The 17,464-nt window shown below is 40.8% G+C and carries 17 protein-coding genes; 13 read left to right on the top strand and 4 right to left on the bottom strand.

The window, feature by feature from the left end; all coding sequences use genetic code 11:
• The first annotated feature begins 147 nt into the window (after window positions 1-147).
• Window positions 148-435, top strand: a complete 288-nt coding sequence (locus BUB93_RS06645; protein ID WP_073270398.1) for a PTS sugar transporter subunit IIB — start codon at window positions 148-150, stop codon at window positions 433-435.
• Window positions 436-482: 47 nt separating this feature from the next.
• Here the strand turns inward: BUB93_RS06645 and htpG are convergent, their stop codons facing one another.
• Complete coding sequence (htpG, locus tag BUB93_RS06640) at window positions 483-2,357, bottom strand: molecular chaperone HtpG (RefSeq protein WP_073270396.1); 1,875 nt, start codon at window positions 2,355-2,357, stop codon at window positions 483-485.
• A 292-nt stretch (window positions 2,358-2,649) separates the two neighbouring features.
• Between htpG and BUB93_RS06635 the strand changes: the two genes are divergently transcribed.
• From BUB93_RS06635 to BUB93_RS06600, 8 genes are all read left to right on the top strand, one after another.
• The gene (locus tag BUB93_RS06635) at window positions 2,650-3,120 is read left to right on the top strand and encodes an HD domain-containing protein (RefSeq protein ID WP_084117058.1); all 471 of its coding nucleotides are present in this window, start codon (window positions 2,650-2,652) and stop codon (window positions 3,118-3,120) included.
• 30 nt (window positions 3,121-3,150) lie between these two features.
• Window positions 3,151-3,624 carry a class II aldolase/adducin family protein gene (locus BUB93_RS06630; protein ID WP_073270393.1) on the top strand — a complete coding sequence of 158 codons (474 nt, stop codon included), beginning with the start codon at window positions 3,151-3,153 and terminating at the stop codon, window positions 3,622-3,624.
• A 13-nt stretch (window positions 3,625-3,637) separates the two neighbouring features.
• Complete coding sequence (locus BUB93_RS06625; RefSeq protein ID WP_073270543.1) at window positions 3,638-4,096, top strand: VanZ family protein; 459 nt, start codon at window positions 3,638-3,640, stop codon at window positions 4,094-4,096.
• Between the two features lie 59 nt (window positions 4,097-4,155).
• Window positions 4,156-6,111, top strand: a complete 1,956-nt coding sequence (locus BUB93_RS06620) for a hypothetical protein (protein ID WP_073270391.1) — start codon at window positions 4,156-4,158, stop codon at window positions 6,109-6,111.
• An 80-nt stretch (window positions 6,112-6,191) separates the two neighbouring features.
• On the top strand, window positions 6,192-7,268 hold the full coding sequence (locus BUB93_RS06615) for a hypothetical protein (RefSeq protein WP_143159073.1): 1,077 nt from the start codon (window positions 6,192-6,194) through the stop codon (window positions 7,266-7,268).
• A gap of 38 nt (window positions 7,269-7,306) precedes the next feature.
• Window positions 7,307-7,603: a hypothetical protein gene (locus tag BUB93_RS06610; RefSeq protein WP_073270387.1), complete on the top strand. Its 297-nt coding sequence runs from the start codon at window positions 7,307-7,309 to the stop codon at window positions 7,601-7,603.
• Window positions 7,604-7,706: 103 nt separating this feature from the next.
• Complete coding sequence (locus tag BUB93_RS06605) at window positions 7,707-8,867, top strand: isocitrate/isopropylmalate family dehydrogenase (protein ID WP_423230802.1); 1,161 nt, start codon at window positions 7,707-7,709, stop codon at window positions 8,865-8,867.
• Between the two features lie 63 nt (window positions 8,868-8,930).
• A complete protein-coding gene (locus BUB93_RS06600) occupies window positions 8,931-9,377 on the top strand; it encodes a nucleoside deaminase (RefSeq protein ID WP_073270384.1) in 447 nt (148 codons plus the stop codon).
• A gap of 44 nt (window positions 9,378-9,421) precedes the next feature.
• Here BUB93_RS06600 and BUB93_RS06595 read toward each other — a convergent pair whose 3' ends face one another.
• The 3 genes from BUB93_RS06595 to serC are packed head-to-tail and all read right to left on the bottom strand — an operon-like array spanning window position 9,422 to window position 12,955.
• Window positions 9,422-10,666: a DUF1015 domain-containing protein gene (locus BUB93_RS06595; RefSeq protein ID WP_073270382.1), complete on the bottom strand. Its 1,245-nt coding sequence runs from the start codon at window positions 10,664-10,666 to the stop codon at window positions 9,422-9,424.
• 14 nt (window positions 10,667-10,680) lie between these two features.
• Window positions 10,681-11,850 carry a phosphoglycerate dehydrogenase gene (locus tag BUB93_RS06590; protein WP_073270380.1) on the bottom strand — a complete coding sequence of 390 codons (1,170 nt, stop codon included), beginning with the start codon at window positions 11,848-11,850 and terminating at the stop codon, window positions 10,681-10,683.
• Window positions 11,851-11,863: 13 nt separating this feature from the next.
• On the bottom strand, window positions 11,864-12,955 hold the full coding sequence (serC, locus tag BUB93_RS06585) for a 3-phosphoserine/phosphohydroxythreonine transaminase (protein ID WP_073270378.1): 1,092 nt from the start codon (window positions 12,953-12,955) through the stop codon (window positions 11,864-11,866).
• Window positions 12,956-13,261: 306 nt separating this feature from the next.
• Between serC and BUB93_RS06580 the strand changes: the two genes are divergently transcribed.
• Genes BUB93_RS06580 through BUB93_RS06565 form a run of 4 tightly spaced genes read left to right on the top strand, consistent with a single transcriptional unit; the run spans window position 13,262 to window position 17,130 of the window.
• The gene (locus BUB93_RS06580) at window positions 13,262-13,801 is read left to right on the top strand and encodes a PH domain-containing protein (protein WP_073270377.1); all 540 of its coding nucleotides are present in this window, start codon (window positions 13,262-13,264) and stop codon (window positions 13,799-13,801) included.
• 17 nt (window positions 13,802-13,818) lie between these two features.
• Complete coding sequence (locus BUB93_RS06575; RefSeq protein WP_073270375.1) at window positions 13,819-14,544, top strand: ABC transporter ATP-binding protein; 726 nt, start codon at window positions 13,819-13,821, stop codon at window positions 14,542-14,544.
• A complete protein-coding gene (locus BUB93_RS06570) occupies window positions 14,541-16,187 on the top strand; it encodes a putative ABC transporter permease subunit (RefSeq protein WP_073270373.1) in 1,647 nt (548 codons plus the stop codon). The genes BUB93_RS06575 and BUB93_RS06570 overlap by 4 nt, the downstream gene beginning before the upstream one ends.
• 16 nt (window positions 16,188-16,203) lie before the next feature.
• On the top strand, window positions 16,204-17,130 hold the full coding sequence (locus BUB93_RS06565; protein ID WP_073270370.1) for a CPBP family intramembrane glutamic endopeptidase: 927 nt from the start codon (window positions 16,204-16,206) through the stop codon (window positions 17,128-17,130).
• The last annotated feature ends 334 nt before the right edge of the window (window positions 17,131-17,464 follow it).

Here is a 17,464-nt window from a genome sequence, read left to right as displayed (position 1 = left end):
ACTTTGATAGTATAATAAAAACTTGTGTAGGAATTGTGAAGGGTGAGAAATAATAAATAATAATTCCAAATTTAATTATTAAATACAGAAATACTGGGTATTAATAATGTGAAGCACAAAGAGGAGAAGTTATAAGGAGGTTACACAATGGCGAAAAAAATACTGGTGGCTTGTGGAACGGCTATTGCGACATCAACGGTGGTCGCGAAAAAGATCGAAAAAATATGCAAGGAAAAGGGCATTGACTGCATGACGGTGCAATGCAAGGCTTCAGAAGCTTTATCAAAAGCAAAAACATTGAAGCCGGACGTTATAGTAAGCACAACTCAGATACCCGAAGGCAGCGGTGTTCCGGTGATAAACGGAAGGAGTTTTTTGACGGGAGTAAAACTTCAAGAAACCATAGATGAGCTTATGGAAGTGCTCGGAAAGTAATTGGATTTTAAAAACGATGCGAATTATAAATCCGCATCGTTTTTTTCTTATCCCATAAGCTTTGATACTTTATCAGCAAAATCAACGGGATCTTCTATAGGCAGGCCTTCGATAAGCAGTGCCTGATTGTATAGTATGTCCGTATAAAGGGAAAGCTTCTCCTTGTCAGAAGCAAGGGCTTCCATTAGGGATTTGTAGATTTTGTGGTCAGGGTTTATCTCAAGAACCTTTTGTGCCTTGACGCCTCCCCCATCAGGCATGGTGTTTAATACCTTCTCCATTTCAATGGTCAGCTCACCTTCAGAGCTTAAGCATACCGGATGTTTTCTGAGCTTGGTTGACAGCTTGACATCGGAGACCTTGTCTTTAAGCAGTTCTTTCATATCATTCAGAAGGTCGGCGCTTTCCTCTTTGACCTTCTCGTCAAGGGCCTTGTCTGCAGGCTCTATGCCGGTGTCCTTTCCTGCTACAGAACGGAATTCTTTGTCAGAATAGCTCATTAGGACGTTTATGGCAAATTCGTCTATCTCTTCGGTGAAATACAAGAACTCGTAGCCCTTGTCCAGGACTGCTTCTATTTGTGGGGATTTGTCGATTTTATCTATCGAATCTCCGGATGCATAGTAGATAAACTTTTGATCTTCCGGCATCCTTTCCACATATTCCTTCAAGGTTGCGTATTTCTTTTCTTTAGAAGACTTGAACATCATCAGGTCCTTAAGCTCTTCCTTGTTGGTGCCAAAATCCGAATAGACTCCGAACTTAAGCTGTCTTCCAAAAGACTCGTAGAAGCTCTCGTATTTTTCCCTATCATTTTCAAGCAAAGATAAAAGCTCGCTCTTAATTTTATTCTTGATGTTTTTGGCAATCAGCTTAAGCTGCCTGTCATGCTGCAATATCTCTCTTGAAATGTTGAGGGACAGATCCTCGGAATCTACAAGGCCCTTTACAAAACCGAAATAGTCAGGTACTAGATCAGGGCACTTGTTCATTATCATAACGCCGCTTGAGTACAGCTCCAGGCCTTTTTCGTACTCTTTTGTATAGTAGTCGAAAGGCTTTGTTTCAGGTATGAATAATAGCGCCCTGTAGCTTATGGCACCATCCACGGTGAAGTGGATGTGCTTTAATGGCTTGTCAAAGCCATAATGCTTTTCAGAGTAGAAGTTATCGTAGTCTTCCTGTGAAAGATCGCTTTTGTTCTTTCTCCAAATTGGCACCATGCTGTTGATTGTCTGCTCTTCGACGATTGTGTCGTACTCGTCGCTGTCCTCCTTCTTTTTGCTGGTATAAACGTCCATCTTGATTGGGTAGCGGATAAAATCAGAGTATTTTTTAACGATGCTTCTGAGCCTGTACTCCTCCAAGTAATCGTCGAAGTTTTCTTCTTCAGTATTTTCCTTGATGTGAAGGAGGATTTCAGTGCCGGGGTCAGTTTTTTCTGCCTCTTCAATCATATAACCTTCGGCGCCTTCAGATTCCCACTTCCACGCCTTGTCGCTGTCAGGGGACTTACTGATTACAGTAACCTTGTCTGCCACCATAAACGCGGAATAGAATCCTACTCCGAATTGACCGATTATGTCATAACCATCTTTTAACTCATTTTCAGATTTGAATGCAAGGGAACCGCTTTTTGCTATTATGCCAAGATTCTCCTCAAGCTCTTCCTTTGTCATTCCGATGCCAGTGTCAATCAGCTTTAATGTCCTGTTTGATTTGTCTGGAATGATTTTGATGAAGTAGCTGTCCTTGTCGAATTTAAGGCTTTCGTCAGTTAATGCTCTGTAGTAGATTTTGTCAATGGCATCGCTGGAATTTGAGATAAGCTCCCTTAAAAATATCTCCCTGTGAGTATAGATCGAATTGATCATTAAGTCGAGAAGTCTTTTTGATTCCGCCCTAAAGGCTTTTTTAGTCATAGTGATCGCTCCTGTTCTGTTGAATTTATTAGCACTCTGGAAGATGGAGTGCTAATAAAGTATATATCATACTTTTATTTTCATGTCAATTGATAGATGGGAATTTAAGAGTACATTTGTGGGTGAAATCATTTAATTAAACGAGTATAAAATATACGGGATGCAGGTATACAATATACTTGCAAAATAACTGAAAATATTATGAAAAGCGAGTTCTATTTACAACCGATATTTGATAAAATAACATTTGTACCTAAAGAGAATCATATTTGAATAAAGGGTGGTATGAACATTGAAAAGAATCATGAAGGTAGAGAGCCTTCTTCTAAAAAAAATCAAACAACACGACAATAAAGACTTTGAAAGGGAATATCCTATCGATTTTGAGATAGTTCATATGGCTAGCAGCGCAGCTATAGGAAGGATACTGGCAAAGAAAAGAGGAGTTAATTCCGAAATAGCTTCTATAGCATGTATACTTCACGACTACGGCCGGATTATAACTGGTCTGCAAGAAAATCACGCTAATAATGCTTACGAGCCGGTGAAGGAACTCTTGGAAGAGTGCGAAGACTTTACTGAGGAAGAAATTGAAAACATTGCAAATGCTGCCAAGAATCACAGTTCCAAAAACGTAATAGGGACGCCGATCGAGGAAATAGTAAAAGATGCAGACGTATTCGACTGTTGGCAGTATGATATCCCTATGAATAGACCGGAACAAAAAATCAGGCTTGAAAAGGTAATAAAAGAACTGATATAGTATAAGTATATTATTTTAGGGGGAATAGCTATGATGGAATCGGTAAAAAAACAGGTATTGGATATCGCCCAAAAGGCTGAAAGGTCCGGGCTTTGCAAGCATCGTGCCGGTAATTTCAGCATCATGGACAGAGAAACAGGGTACGTTGCTGTGACGCCATCAGGAATCGACAGAGAAGAGATGACTTATCACGATATCTGCATAGTAGATTTGGAGGCTAACGTAATTGAAGCATTGACAGGACTCAAGCCTACCAGTGAGCTATTGGTCCATCTTGCCTTGTACAAGAAAAGACCGGATATCAACGCTGTAGCCCACACCCATTCCAGATTTGCCACCAGCTTTGCCATAGTAAACAAGCCTATCCCGGCTATCGTTTACGAGTGTGCGATTTTAGGGCTGAAAAAAGGCTACGTGCCGGTTGCGGAATATGGGAGGCCTGGAACTATGGATCTTGCTGACAAAGTAGCGAAGGCTGCAGAGTTTGCAGATTTTTCTATATGAAAGGGGCATTATCTTGACCGAAAAACAAAGAAAGTGGCTTGCTTGGTCTTTGGCAATTGCCTGGATGGGAGTAATATTTTTATTTTCAGCTCAACAGGCAGAAGAATCTGCAAGACTTAGTGGAGGAATCCTGAAATACTTATTGGATGGGATATCAGCAATGATTCCAAATGCTGAACTAAACCAGGATTTGTTTCATTTGCTTGTCAGAAAAGGAGCTCACTTTGGCATCTATGGCGTTTTGGGAGTTTTAGTTTTAAATGCAGTTTTCATTACCCGAGGGAAATTGGATATAAAAACTTTTTTAGTAGCCGTCGCAATATGTGTGACCTATGCAATAACAGACGAGGTTCATCAGATGTTTGTCCCAGGAAGAGCCGGGATGATTGAAGATGTAGCAATAGACACATTAGGAGCAGCGGCAGGCGCGCTTTTTTGGACATTTCTTAAGTCCTCCGATGTTGCACAATGATATTTATTGAAATATAATAATTATAAACAGTGTTTCGAATAGATCTAGGGGGATGCGGCATGAAAAAGATGAGCTTGATAAAATTAGAGTTGGGGTTTGTTGTTTTTATTTCATTGTTTGCCCTGTCGTTATTGTCTTCATTATATGCGATGAGCTATGTATATCCGGGTCAGGATTACATGACGTCCTTTTATATACTTGCGCCATACCTTTTATCCGTAAAAGGTGTTGTTCTAATTCCATTTATGTTTTATATCGCAAAGGAGTACGTTTTTTATAAATTTTTGTTTATGATAGCCGTGCTGAATGGGACCTCGGCGCTTTATTTAGCATATGCTTCATACGAAAGCATATATCAACTAGCTTCATTAAATCTAATGTTTGATATAATTTTCATACCCATCGCAGGAGTACTGATTTTTGGCGGAAAGAAAGCCAAAAATAATTTGAAATCGAAAAACATTGATGAAAAAAGCATCGAAATACCTGCGTCGGATAAAGTTAAGGTGCTTAGCCGGGAGTCAGAGGAGATGCTTGAAAAGATAAAAGATATTCCAGAGGAAAATAAACAGCTCTACGAGAGTCGTAGGCAAGCTCTTTCGGAGGATAGGGCTGTTTCGCCAAAAGAGGATTCAACTTTTGAGAGCGAACCCGAGGTATATATAGGAACAAAACAAGTGTTAGAACCTGAGCCGAAACCGAAACCAGAGCCAGAGCCAGAGCCAGAGCCGGACAAAGTGGTTGCAGTATTGAAAAATGAAAATAAGGCTGTCTATCACAGAATCAAAGTGCTGCATCCGAATGCAGACGTGTTTTATCTAAACGGAGAAAATGTACAGGATGACAGCAGATTTTCCGGTGACAAGGACTTTTTAGAATACGTCGTGGGGGTCGAAAAATACGATAGAGTGATCGTGGGTGCTAATGGCATATCAAGAGAAGAAATTATGGAATTTTTCAAGACAGTAATAAAAGCGGACTGTCCTCTGGAAATAATCGGCAAAGACGATGAGTTGAAAATGGTAAAGGACATCAACAGCCTTTTCGATTCGTTTCCTGTGGAAGAACCTGCTTCGAAGGGAAGAAAGTATGAAAAAATAGTGATGGTAAACGCAAATCCGGTGAGCAAAGCCATGATAAACTGGTTGGCTGACTTAGGCTGTCGGGAGTTGCACTTGGTCAATCATGAAGTTAATGACATAGACTGCGGCAGGGTCAATATATTCAATTACAGGGCAAAAAACGAAGAAGGCTGGAAAAACGTGCCATTTGAAGAGGCGGGTCTAGTGTTATACTCTTACGAGCTGGAGAATATAAATGCTTGTGAATCCTTCCCCGATGTAGCTATAGAAACCAATCTTTTTCCATTGGTGGATTTTTTGGAAAGCATGAGGAAAAGAACTGTTGAAGAATTTTTGTTCCTATCCTCACTTACGGCTCACGAATGTAACAGCGTAATGGGAGCAGTGTACAGAAATGGTGAAGCAATGGTGGAGGCATTCGGCAAATATAGCTCAACGGCGACAAAAATTTTAAGACTCGGCTGGTTTGTTGATAAAGATTCGCACAATATAGAAAAAATAGAATCTGGCGAATGGGAAGGCCTGAAGCTGGAGCCGGAAGAAGCTCTGCCATTTGCATATGAGAACAATGAAATTGCTCATATTATCATCAGATGGATTTCTGAGAATAGAGACAGAGGGACATATTACCTTAATACCGGAAAGCAGATCTACCTCCCTGCTCTTATTTCACAGCTATCTTGCAGGGATGAGGGAAAGCTAAATGATACTGATTTAGTGAATTTAAAATATCATATAGATAAATATATGATTGAATACCCAAAGGAAAAAACACTTCAACACCCTGTATTTGAAAAAGAAGAAAATCCTGTTGTAGACTACATGATAGGTAGAAAGATAGTCGATAATTTAAGAGCCAGGCTAGAAGATGGCAAGGTGTCGGAAGCTAAAAAATATTTAAGCCAGCTTGCCGGAAAGTATAAAGGAATGTAGACATTTTATAGAGGATATGCAGGTGAAAATATGATATAATCACCTTTAGCACTGAATAGAAATAGGGGATGATGCTGGAAATGAAAAGTCAGTCGAGAATGATGTTTTTATTTGTAATAAATGGAGGTTTGCTTTTCTTATCATATATAGCTTCAATTTATCTAAACTCATATTTTGGAATCGATTCGAGCTTTGTCGAAACTTTGGAGCCTTGGCTCTTTCAATTTATAAGCATTAAGATTTTTGTGATGGCCCTTTTCGTATTTACATGCATGAATCGATTTGACCATGTAATAATGACGGTAGGGGCACTGATAGCAAATGCAGCAGCTTACGGATTTTTATTTTATTATGAAGGCGTTGTAGACAACTATTCTATGTACATGGTCTTGGCGGGCGTTGAGATAATCTTGATAAATATTTTAGGAGCTGTCTATAACATCTCATCGCCAAAGGAGAGCAAAAAGGAAGAGGACGAGCACGAGCAAAGAGAAGCAGAAATTGCTCTGATGGGAATGAACAGCAAGATAGCAGAGAAAAAAGCAGTGATCAAAGAGCTGGAAAACAAGCTTGATTCTAAAGAGATTAGATTGAATGAGATAATCGATAAAGTTGAGAAGGTTAAAGCAGAAGAAGAGGAAAATGCATTGAAATCAATATCATGTCCAATAAGGATAGATATCGGAATAGATGATTTGAAAAAGTGTTTCGACAAGTATCATCAGGTGGAAACCAAGGAAAAACAAAAAAATGAAGGTGCTGAAAATCAAAAAAAACCTGCCGACAAAGAAGCGTTGTCACTTAAAGAAAAAGAGCTGAAAGAAAGGGCATCCGTAGTAAAGAGCAAGGAAAGAATAATAGAGCAGACTATTCAAAACCTAGAGCAGATTTCCAAGACCATTAAAGAAAGAATGACGCTTCTGGAAGAAAAGGAATCATACGTCAAGAAGCAGTTGAAATTAATAGAAGAAAGAGAAGACGGATATACCCAGATGGTTCAAAACAAGATATATGAAACGATATTCAACGATCCGGAAATTATAGGGGATGAAGTCAAGTTGAAGGACAATACAAGGGAGATAATAATCGACAAGAATGATCTCAGCGAGATAAGGAAGATGATAGAAAAAGCAGTGGAAGAGGAAATGAATCAGTAGATGAAATACGAAGTGTCCGAAAGAGGAGCTGTTTTATTTTGAATAAGATTTTAATCATATCGGCATTGGTGGCAGTCATGATGCTTTCAACAGGATATCATTTGGTAGAGGTGGTTCAGGCAGGAAGCGACTATGAGATTGCATTTAACAGTCCTGATGCCGGGCAAAGAGACAGAACCAATGTATTTAGTGGGTTGATCAGGAATTATACGGGAGGATTCTCTCAGTATTTAGGGTATGCGATAGGCGCCGCTATTGTGGTGCTTGTTTCATGGATGGTGATAGAATTTGTCAACTGGATAAGAAAATGGATTGATAAAAACAAGCATCCTTGAATTTTCATGCATTATAATATATAATGTTTCTTACTGAAAACAAACGCAGTGCATTGAATAGACCGAACCTGGCGTATCGGTCGTAAAATATGGAGGAGGACTTATTTTGGATAGAATTGAAGCCGCGAAGGAACATTTTGGAAAATTAATAGAGGAACAATTTGCTCGAATTGAAAAAATGAAAGAGGAAAAGGAATTTATCGACTACGACTCTTTGGACAAGGTAATAATCGGGGTAGTCGGAGGAGACGGAATCGGTCCTTATATTACATCTCAAGCACAAAGGGTACTCGAGTTTTTGCTTGATGACGAGGCAAAGGCGGGGAAAGTCGAATTTAGAACAATAGATGGGCTAACGATCGAAAATAGGGCTCAGCACAACAAAGCTATACCTGACGATGTATTGGCTGAAATAAAAAAATGCCATATAATTCTTAAAGGACCTACTACCACGCCAAGAGCGGGAGATCCATGGCCGAATATAGAAAGCGCCAACGTTGCGATGAGAAAGGAACTGGACCTTTTTGCAAATGTAAGACCTGTAAAGGTTCCTGAAGAAGGCATCGATTGGATGTTCTATAGAGAGAACACTGAAGGGGCATACGCTCTAGGCAGCAAAGGTGTTCACGTAAACGACGATCTTGCCATAGACTTTACCGTAACTACTCAGGAAGGATCCCATAGGATCATCAAATCTGCTTTTGAGTATGCGAAGAAATCAGGGAAAAACAAAGTCACTGTGGTAACAAAAGCGAATGTAGTAAAGGCTACTGATGGAAAATTCCTGGATGTTGCCAAGGAAATAGCCAAGGATTACCCTGGAGTAGAGTGGGATGACTGGTACATAGATATCATGACAGCCAAGCTGATAGACCCGAAAAGAAGGACGAATTTCAAGGTAATGGTTCTTCCGAATCTTTATGGAGACATCCTTACCGACGAAGCAGCTGAATTTCAAGGGGGTGTTGGAACGGCGGGAAGCGCGAATATCGGAAAGAGATATGCGATGTTTGAGGCTATTCACGGTTCAGCTCCTAGGATGGTAGAAGAAGGCAGAGGAAAATATGCAGACCCAAGCAGCATAATGAGAGCTGCTGTAATGCTTTTAGAGCATATGGGCAAAATCGACAAGGCGGAAGCTTTATCAAGTGCTCTTGACAAATGCGGAGTTTACGAGAAAAAATACGTAATTACAGGCAGAGAAGACGGAGCAACAGGGGCGGAGTATGCGGAATACGTGATGGAAACTCTTGAGAAGCTATAATTTTAAGACTTGCAAAGGGGCATGATATATGCCTCTTTTTCTATTAAAAAAGGAGGGCATCGGATGAGAAAATTCATGGAAGAAGCACTTCGCGAAGCAAAAAAAGCATATGCTTTGGGGGAGGTCCCCGTAGGTGCAGTCGTAGTAAGGGGAGGAGAAATCATATCTAGAGCTCATAATATGGTTGAGGCTTATCATGACCCTACAGCTCATGCAGAGATACTGGCAATCAGAGAGGCTGCTGTTAAACTGGGAAGCTGGCGCCTAAATGATTGTGAGATATACGTCACGTTGGAACCGTGTATAATGTGCACCGGTGCCATAGGGGGCAGCAGAATGAAAACTCTTATCTACGGAGCTAATGATTCCAAGGAAAAAGGACTGGAAGTCATAAGGTGGGAGTTGAAAAAAACCAACAACTTGGGGATGGAAATATACGAAGGGATAATGGAGGAAGAATGCAAAAAGCTTTTGAAGGATTTTTTTAAAGAGCAGAGAGCGGATAAATAAAGCGGTTTGATGTCATGTTAGACAACAAACCGCTTTGTTTATTCTTATGTGAGTTGGTGAATAAAAATTCCGCTCCTGAGCTTGGGTTCAAACCAAGTGGATTTGGGAGGCATTAATAGCCCTGCATCTGAGATTGCCATTAACTCTTTGATTGAGGTTGGGTACATCGCGAAAGCAAGCTTCATATCTATCTTGCATCGGCGTTCTAGCTCTTTTAGTCCCCTAATGCCTCCTACAAAATCTATTCGCTTATCCGTTCTGATATCTCCTATGCCAAGCAAAGGCTTTAGCACCGATTCCTGCAGTATTGATACATCCAATGAGGCGACTGGATCCTTGTAATCTACCGTGTTTTCCTTTACAGTCAGCCTGTACCATGTATCATCCAGATACAGTCCGATTTCCCCCTTCTGAGAGGGTTTGAAAGGTTGTGAGCCGGAGCTTTCTACATCCATAACCTCCTCTAGCTTGGAGATGAACTCATCGGTCGTCATGCTGTTGAGATCTTTGACTACTCTGTTATAGTCCATAATATAAAGCTGGTCGTGAGGGAAAAGTACGCTTAGAAAGAAATTATACTCCTCATTTCCAGTATGGTTTGGATTTGATTCCCTTCGCTTTAGCCCCACTTTTACAGCTGAAGCTGTTCTGTGATGGCCGTCTGCAATATACGTGGAGGGGATTTTGTCAAATTCATCAACCAGCGTTTCTATAGTTTCAGGATTGTCGATTATCCAAACCTGGTGCGTAATTCCGTCTTCAGTGACAAAGTCGTATTCCGGGGTCTGCTTCCCCGTCCAGGATTCAACGATGGCGTTGATGTTTTTTTTGGATTCATAGGTTAAAAATATCGGTCCGGTGTTGGCATCGCAATAGTCGACATGATTGATCCTATCCTTTTCCTTATCCTCACGGGTCAGCTCATGACGCTTGATGGTGCCGTTTATATAATCATCTATTGCGCTGCAGCATACCAACCCTGTTTGAATTCTGCCATCCATTATAAGTCTGTATATGTATAGCTTCGGGGTATCGTCTTGTATGAATATTCCTTTCTCAGTAAAGGAATCCATAGTTGATCTTGCTTTTAAATAGACTTCCTCGCTGTATGGGTCGGTATCCGAAGGAAGATCGATTTCTGATTTATCTATATGCAAAAACGAATAAGGGTTGCCCTTTACGGCTTCAATTGCTTCCTCGGTGTTGTATACATCGTAGGGAAGCGCAGCTACCTTTCCGGCAAGTTCCTTCTCTGGTCTGATTGATTTAAATGCTTTGATTACAGCCATTTATTTCTCCTCAATTAATTGTTTTTTATTACTCTTACTTTTAAAACTCCGTCTATATCCGAAATCATGTTGGTAAGGTCGTCTGATATGTGTGAATCAACATCGATAAGGGTGTATGCAAAATCGCCTTTTGATTTATTAAGCATGTCGCCGATATTGATGTTGTCTTTAGCCAAAACTCCTGTTATCTGACCTACCATGTTTGGAATGTTCTTATGGGTTATACCGATTCTTGCCTGGGTATTGCTCACTCCCATGTAGCAGTCAGGGTAGTTTACAGAGTTTACGATATTTCCGTTTTCCAAGAACTCTTTGATTTCGTGAACAGCCATTCTAGCGCAGTTTTCTTCAGACTCTGCAGTGGATGCTCCAAGATGGGGTATTCCAATAACGCCGTCCATGTTTAAGAGCTCTTGATCCGGGAAATCAGTTACGTAGCATGCAACTTTTCCGCTATCCAGTGCGTCCTTGATATCCTTGTTGCTTACTAGGGCTCCCCTTGCAAAGTTTAGGATCCTAAGACCGGGTTTGGCCATCTTTAGCCTATCTGAATTGACCAGGTTCTTAGTTTGGTCGATCAACGGCACGTGAAGAGAAATATAATCGCAGTCTGTCATGATTTCATCAAGGCTCAAGGCTCTTTTCACATCGCAGCTTAGGCCCCATGCAGATTCAACAGATACGAAAGGGTCGTAGCCATAGACTTCCATGCCAAGTGCGAGTCCCGCATTTGAAACCAAAACTCCTATTGCTCCAAGGCCTATTACGCCTAGTTTTTTTCCTGTAAGCTCTTGACCGGCAAATTTGGACTTTTCTTTTTCTATCAGCTTCGCCACTTCCGGGTCGTCTTTGGCTGATTTAGCCCAGTTGATTCCCTGAACGACTTTCCTTGATGATAGCAACAAGCCTAATACTACAAGCTCTTTTACTGCATTTGCGTTGGCTCCAGGAGTGTTGACTACTATAACTCCCTTTGAAGCGTATTCTTCTATTGGTATATTGTTTACTCCTGCTCCAGCACGACCTATTATCTTTACGCTTTCAGGAAGCTCCATATCGTGCATTTTGTAGCTTCTGAGAAGTATGGCATCCGGGTTTGGATCTTCTTCTGTTATTCTGTAGTTTCCTCCAAGTAGCGACAAGCCGTCTTGAGAAATATTGTTTAATGTTTTTATCTTATACATTGGAAACCTCCGATTATTTATTTTTTGCTTCGAATTCCTTCATGAACTCAACCAGCGCCTTTACTCCTTCAACAGGCATGGCATTGTATATGCTTGCTCGCATGCCTCCAACAGAACGATGGCCTTTAAGGTTGACAAAGCCTTTTGCTACAGCTTCCTTAATGAATGCTGCATCCAGCTCGTCATTTCCTGTAACGAATGGAACGTTCATTAAAGATCTGTCTTCAACGGCGACAGTAGCTTTGAACATGGCGCTTTGATCGAGATAATCATAAAGCAGCTGGGATTTTTCCCTGTTTATCTTCTCCATAGCGGCTACTCCGCCTTTTTCCTTCAACCATTTAAATACCAGCATGCACATATAGATTGAATAGCAAGGTGGCGTATTGTAAAGGGAATCAGCATCGGCGTGTATCTTGTAGTCCAGCATCGTAGGGGTGATATCCATTGCTTTTCCTATCAGATCTTCTCTGATTATGACAGCTGTGACGCCTGCAGGTCCCATGTTCTTTTGCGCTCCGGCATAAATCAGCCCGAATTTGCTGACGTCATAAACTTCGGATAGTATATTTGAGGACATGTCAGCTACCAGTGGGACGTCTCCCGTATCAGGAAGATTGTCAGGAGTGAATCTCGTGCCGTATATGGTGTTGTTTGTGGTTATGTGAAAATAATCTGCATCTTTTGAAAAAGCTGACTTATCCAACTTTGGAATATAGGAGTATGTACTTTCCTTGGATGAAGCCAAAACATTGACTGTTCCATATTTTTTTGCTTCCTTGATGGCTTTTGTGGACCAAGCTCCGGTATCCACATAATCTGCAGTTTTAGAGTTGGAAAACAGATTTAGAGGTATCATTGCAAACTGGGTGGAAGCCCCGCCTTGTAAAAATAGGATCTTGTAGTTTGCAGGAACATTCATCAGTTCCCTTAAAAGCTTTTCGGCATCTGCAGCGATACCCATAAATTCTTTGGATCTGTGGCTCATCTCCATCACAGACATTCCGCTTCCCTTATAGTTCAACATTTCCTTTGATGCTTCTAGAAGCACTTCTTCCGGCAAGACTGAAGGTCCGGCAGAAAAATTATAGACTCTTTCGTACATAGTAAATCCTCCTTATTTAATATATTAATATTTCATTTTGCATTTGTAGCAATAAAAATAGCTATTCTTGTATTTTAATTTATTTCTACTATATTATCAAGTAGAATCAAGGTATACGCCTTGTGAGGATTGATTTTTAACAGTATTTGCAATAGAATGGTTTTGTAGCTATATAAATTTCACGTCCAAAAAGCAAAAGTCTAAAATGTATTAGTACTACTATACAGCATCGTTATATATTTATCAATAAGTTTCTAGACGGTAAATCAACCTGATTTACGATTTCATTGCAAAAAGGAGGCTGCCATGTACAGAGTGTCGGTAGAAAGCATAGGGGGTATGGTATTTTTAGGAGTTTTGTTCGGTGTTGGAATTCTTATGGTGCTAGCTGCCATCAAGTTCGCAAGGCAGGAAAAGTCAGACAGAAAGTCAAAAAAAGCCGTGTTGGAGCTGGGGATTATGGTAGCGGTTGCCTTGTTGACTGTGGGCTTGTACGTTGCCATGAGATTTTTAAATGTGGTGGAGATTGAAGATGGGTCTTTAAAGGCAGTATTCTTAACCGGGTTTAAAAGCGTAGAGATTGCCCAGGTGGATATGACCGATGTTTACATCATAGACTGGAAGGCGGACAGGCAGTACGCGCCGGCGAGAAGAATCATGGGAACATCTATAGGCTCATTCAGAGAAGGCCGATTCACATTAAGCAACGGGGATAGGGCATATCTGCTCGCAAATGGAAGCCGAGTACTCGTTGTTAAGACGCGAGATGACATTTATTTCTTTGGACCAGACGAATTCGAGGAATTCGTATCTGATTTTGAAACAAACATCAAAAAAATTGATTAATAAACAGGAGGAAAAGTATGCTTAAAATTGAAGGAGTGTCCAAATCATATGGATCGGGAAAAATTAAGGCGGTAGACGATATTAGTTTTGATGTTAAGCCAGGCGAGATATTTGGTTTTTTAGGTCCAAACGGAGCCGGCAAGACGACTACCATAAAAATGATTGTGGGATTACTGAAGCCGGATTCCGGAACCATACATATAAACGGCATAAACAATCAGGTAGATTCGATCAATTCCAAAAGGCAGTTCAGCTACGTTCCCGACAGTCACGAGGTTTTCGAAAAACTCAAGGGAATCGAGTATCTAAATTTCATGGGAGATGTCTACGGTGTGGACAAAGAGAAGAGGAAGAGCGAAATTCAAAGATACTTGAAGCTGTTTGATATGGAAAAAGCGGTCAATGATCCTATAAGCAGCTACTCTCATGGGATGAAGCAAAAGATAGTGCTCATAGGCGCCTTGCTTCATGATCCCAGGGTCTTCATACTGGATGAGCCTATGGTGGGTCTTGACCCGAAATCATCATACAATTTGAAGGAACTTATGAAACAAAGGTGCGCAGAAGGAAAAAGTGTGTTTTTTTCCACACATGTGCTTGAAGTAGCTGAAAAGATCTGTGACAGGATAGCGATAATAAACAATGGAAAAATCATAGCTCAAGGTACCATGGAACAGCTTAAGGGAGATGCAAAAGACAAGGAGAGCCTTGAAAAAATATTCTTGGAGTTGACAGAAATATGAAAGAAATATTGATTTTGACTAAAACGCTCCTTAATGCAAATTTTGGTTTTTCCAAGTTTCTTCACGATGCCAAAACGGACAAAAAAAAGTTGGCGATGGCTCTGTTGATGGTCCTTGTATTTGCCTCCCTGATTCCGGTTTACAATATGTATATAAAATTGCTTAAGACAGTGTACATACAGCTTTTCGTCCTAGGGCAGGAGGGGGCGATCTTTGCGATGACTTTTTCAACAGCGGCCATAGTGGTACTGTTTTTCGGTTTGATATACGCCATGTCTACCTTTTATTTTTCAAAAGATCTGGACAAGCTGCTGTTTCTTCCAATTAAGGAAGAGAGCATCGTGTCTGCAAAGTTCATCAACATGGTGGTATATGAATATATGATAGTCGTGCCTATATTGGCTCCAGTGTTTTTTATTCCCTTTGAAGATATGGGGGGAGTGCTATACACCCTTTTCTTTGCAATCGGTGTTCTCCTTCTTCCCGTAGTACCTTTAAGCATAGGGACTGTTATTGTTATGTTTATTATGAAGTTCGTAAATATTGAAGGCAAAAAAGATATTTTGAGGACGGTCAGCTTATTTTTGTTTCTGGTGATAATAATATTATTTCAGTTTCTTGTAAATAGGGCGGCAACAGCGATGCCTCCTGGAAGCGAGGGGGAGTATATAGAGGCGCTGCTTAGAAATCAAAATAGCTTGGTGAATATAGTGGGAAGGACCTATCCGCCGGCAATATGGCTAAGCAAGGGACTGTACGAATCAAACACTGCAAGTGGCATAATTAGTTTCCTTTTATATGGGTCAGCTTCCATGGTGTTTGGTTTGGGAGTGGTATTCGCCGGAAAAAAACTTTATGTACAAGGCTATTTTAACAAGAGCGACAGCGTTAAAAAGCATATAGCCTTGGAGTACGACAAGGATGTGATAGCAAGCTCACCCTGGAAGGCCATCTTTTTAAATGATATGAAAATGGTGCTCAGAACGCCCATATATCTTTTTAACTGTGTCAGCATCGTAGTCATAATTCCTGTGATAATGATATTGATGCCGTTGATTTCCGGTGGTGGGGAATTGGATATGTTCACCGAGATGTACAGAAATTTCAAGGATATCTTTACGTTGTTGCTGATAGGCATATTTGTATTTATTGCAGGCACGAACCCAACTCAGTCCACTACGGTCTCAAGGGAAGGCAAAGCAAGTTGGGTAAATGCGGTCGTACCGGTTTCAAAAAGAGATGCTTTTATGGGAAGGATGACTTTCCCGATAATTCTTCAGACAACGGCTATGATGTTTTTCTTGGTGCCGCTGACCTTTATCTTGAAGCTTGAATTTTCTACTGTGGCATTTGCTTTGATAGGAGGGTTTGCAGGTTCAGTTCCGGTAATAGGTTTTGGCGTTTTGGTTGATACTTACAGGCCGAAATTGGACTGGGACGATCCTCAAAAGGCTGTAAAGCAAAATTTAAATGTGCTTTTCAATATGCTGGGAGCAATTGCTTTTGGAGCGGCTATGGGATTTGCCATATACTTTCTTTTTAATGTGGCAGGGCTTTCTGTTGAGGCTTTGGTGGGCATGCTGATTGTTGCAAGCACCTTGATGACAGCTCTCGTGTACAACTTGTACAACAGAATCAATTAGACAGAGGGTGAGTTTAATGAGTTTATTGAAAGAGAAGAACCACAGAAGCGGATTATGGCTGTTTTTAATATTGTTTATAGTTTTTATTGCTGGGAATCTGGTAATCGGTGCGTTTTTTTATGAGGAATTCGCTCTCTATCACCAGTTGGTTGACGTATTGATTCCGTGCTTAGTCTACTTGATAGCTACTGGACAGCCTATCATATCCACGCTGAAGCTCAATGTTGGATTGTCGGCAAAAAACATCTGGAGGATATTTCAGCTTTTTTTAATAAGCTTTTTGATCAAATACGGAATAAATTACCTTGTTGCTGTTTTGGCAAGGATAGATTCCGGAGAAGTCACTATCAGGGTATTCGAAATGGTGCCCAATCTGTGGGTGTTTTTCATAGCGGTTGCAGTAATACCTGTAATCTTGGAGGAGGTATTCATAAGGGGAGTCATCTTAGACCATTTCAGAGATGTAAGCCTTTTGCAGGCCTCTGTCGTGACGGGGGTGCTTTTTGGCCTGATGCATATAGACTTGGGCCAGCTGGGATATGCCACTGCCCTTGGAATAATAATGGCGGCTATAGTGTTGGTAACCGGATCTCTTTGGGGAGGCATACTATTTCACTTTTTTAACAATTTTACATCTTTTGCGGTCCTTGCGGCACTCAAAAAGATGGCTGAGTCTTTTCCGGAAATCTTCGATCTCCAGGATATCCTGGAGGTGCAGCCTTTGGAGACCGGCTTTACGGACAACTTATTGATGATAGTCATCGCTGTATCATTGCTGATAGCTGGAGTGTACATGACTGTGCACTATATAAAAAAGATGATAAGGGAAAATGGCTACGAGATGCCGGTCAGCCATGTATCATGGAAGGGGCTTTTTGTAAATGCGCCTATGGGAATTTTATTGGCTCTGTACATAGGATTAAATGTGGTATTGTATTTTTGAAAGTGGGATATATTTAAAGAAAGCCTATGCTATATATTTGCACCACATAGATTCAGCAACTCATACGCCTATGGTGTCCGAGTTCGAGGGCTTCGCCCAATATCAAATTGCCAGTGAAATATATTTAAAGCAAGCTTTGTATATTGCACTGCGATGCAGTAATCAGAGTTGTTTAATATTCATTGCAGCGTATTTAAAGTGAGCATCGCATCGCATGTTAGTGATTCAGCAACTCAGACACCTACGGTGTCCGAGTTCGAGGGCTTCGCCCAATATCAAATTGCTAGTGCAATATATTTAAAGCAAGCTTTGTATATTGCACTGCGATGCAGTA

The sequence above is a fragment of the Alkalibacter saccharofermentans DSM 14828 genome (assembly GCF_900128885.1).
Classification (GTDB): domain Bacteria; phylum Bacillota; class Clostridia; order Eubacteriales; family Alkalibacteraceae; genus Alkalibacter; species Alkalibacter saccharofermentans.
The sequence above is the reverse complement of the archived record's forward strand: the minus strand, read 5'-3'. Positions and strand labels throughout refer to the sequence as shown.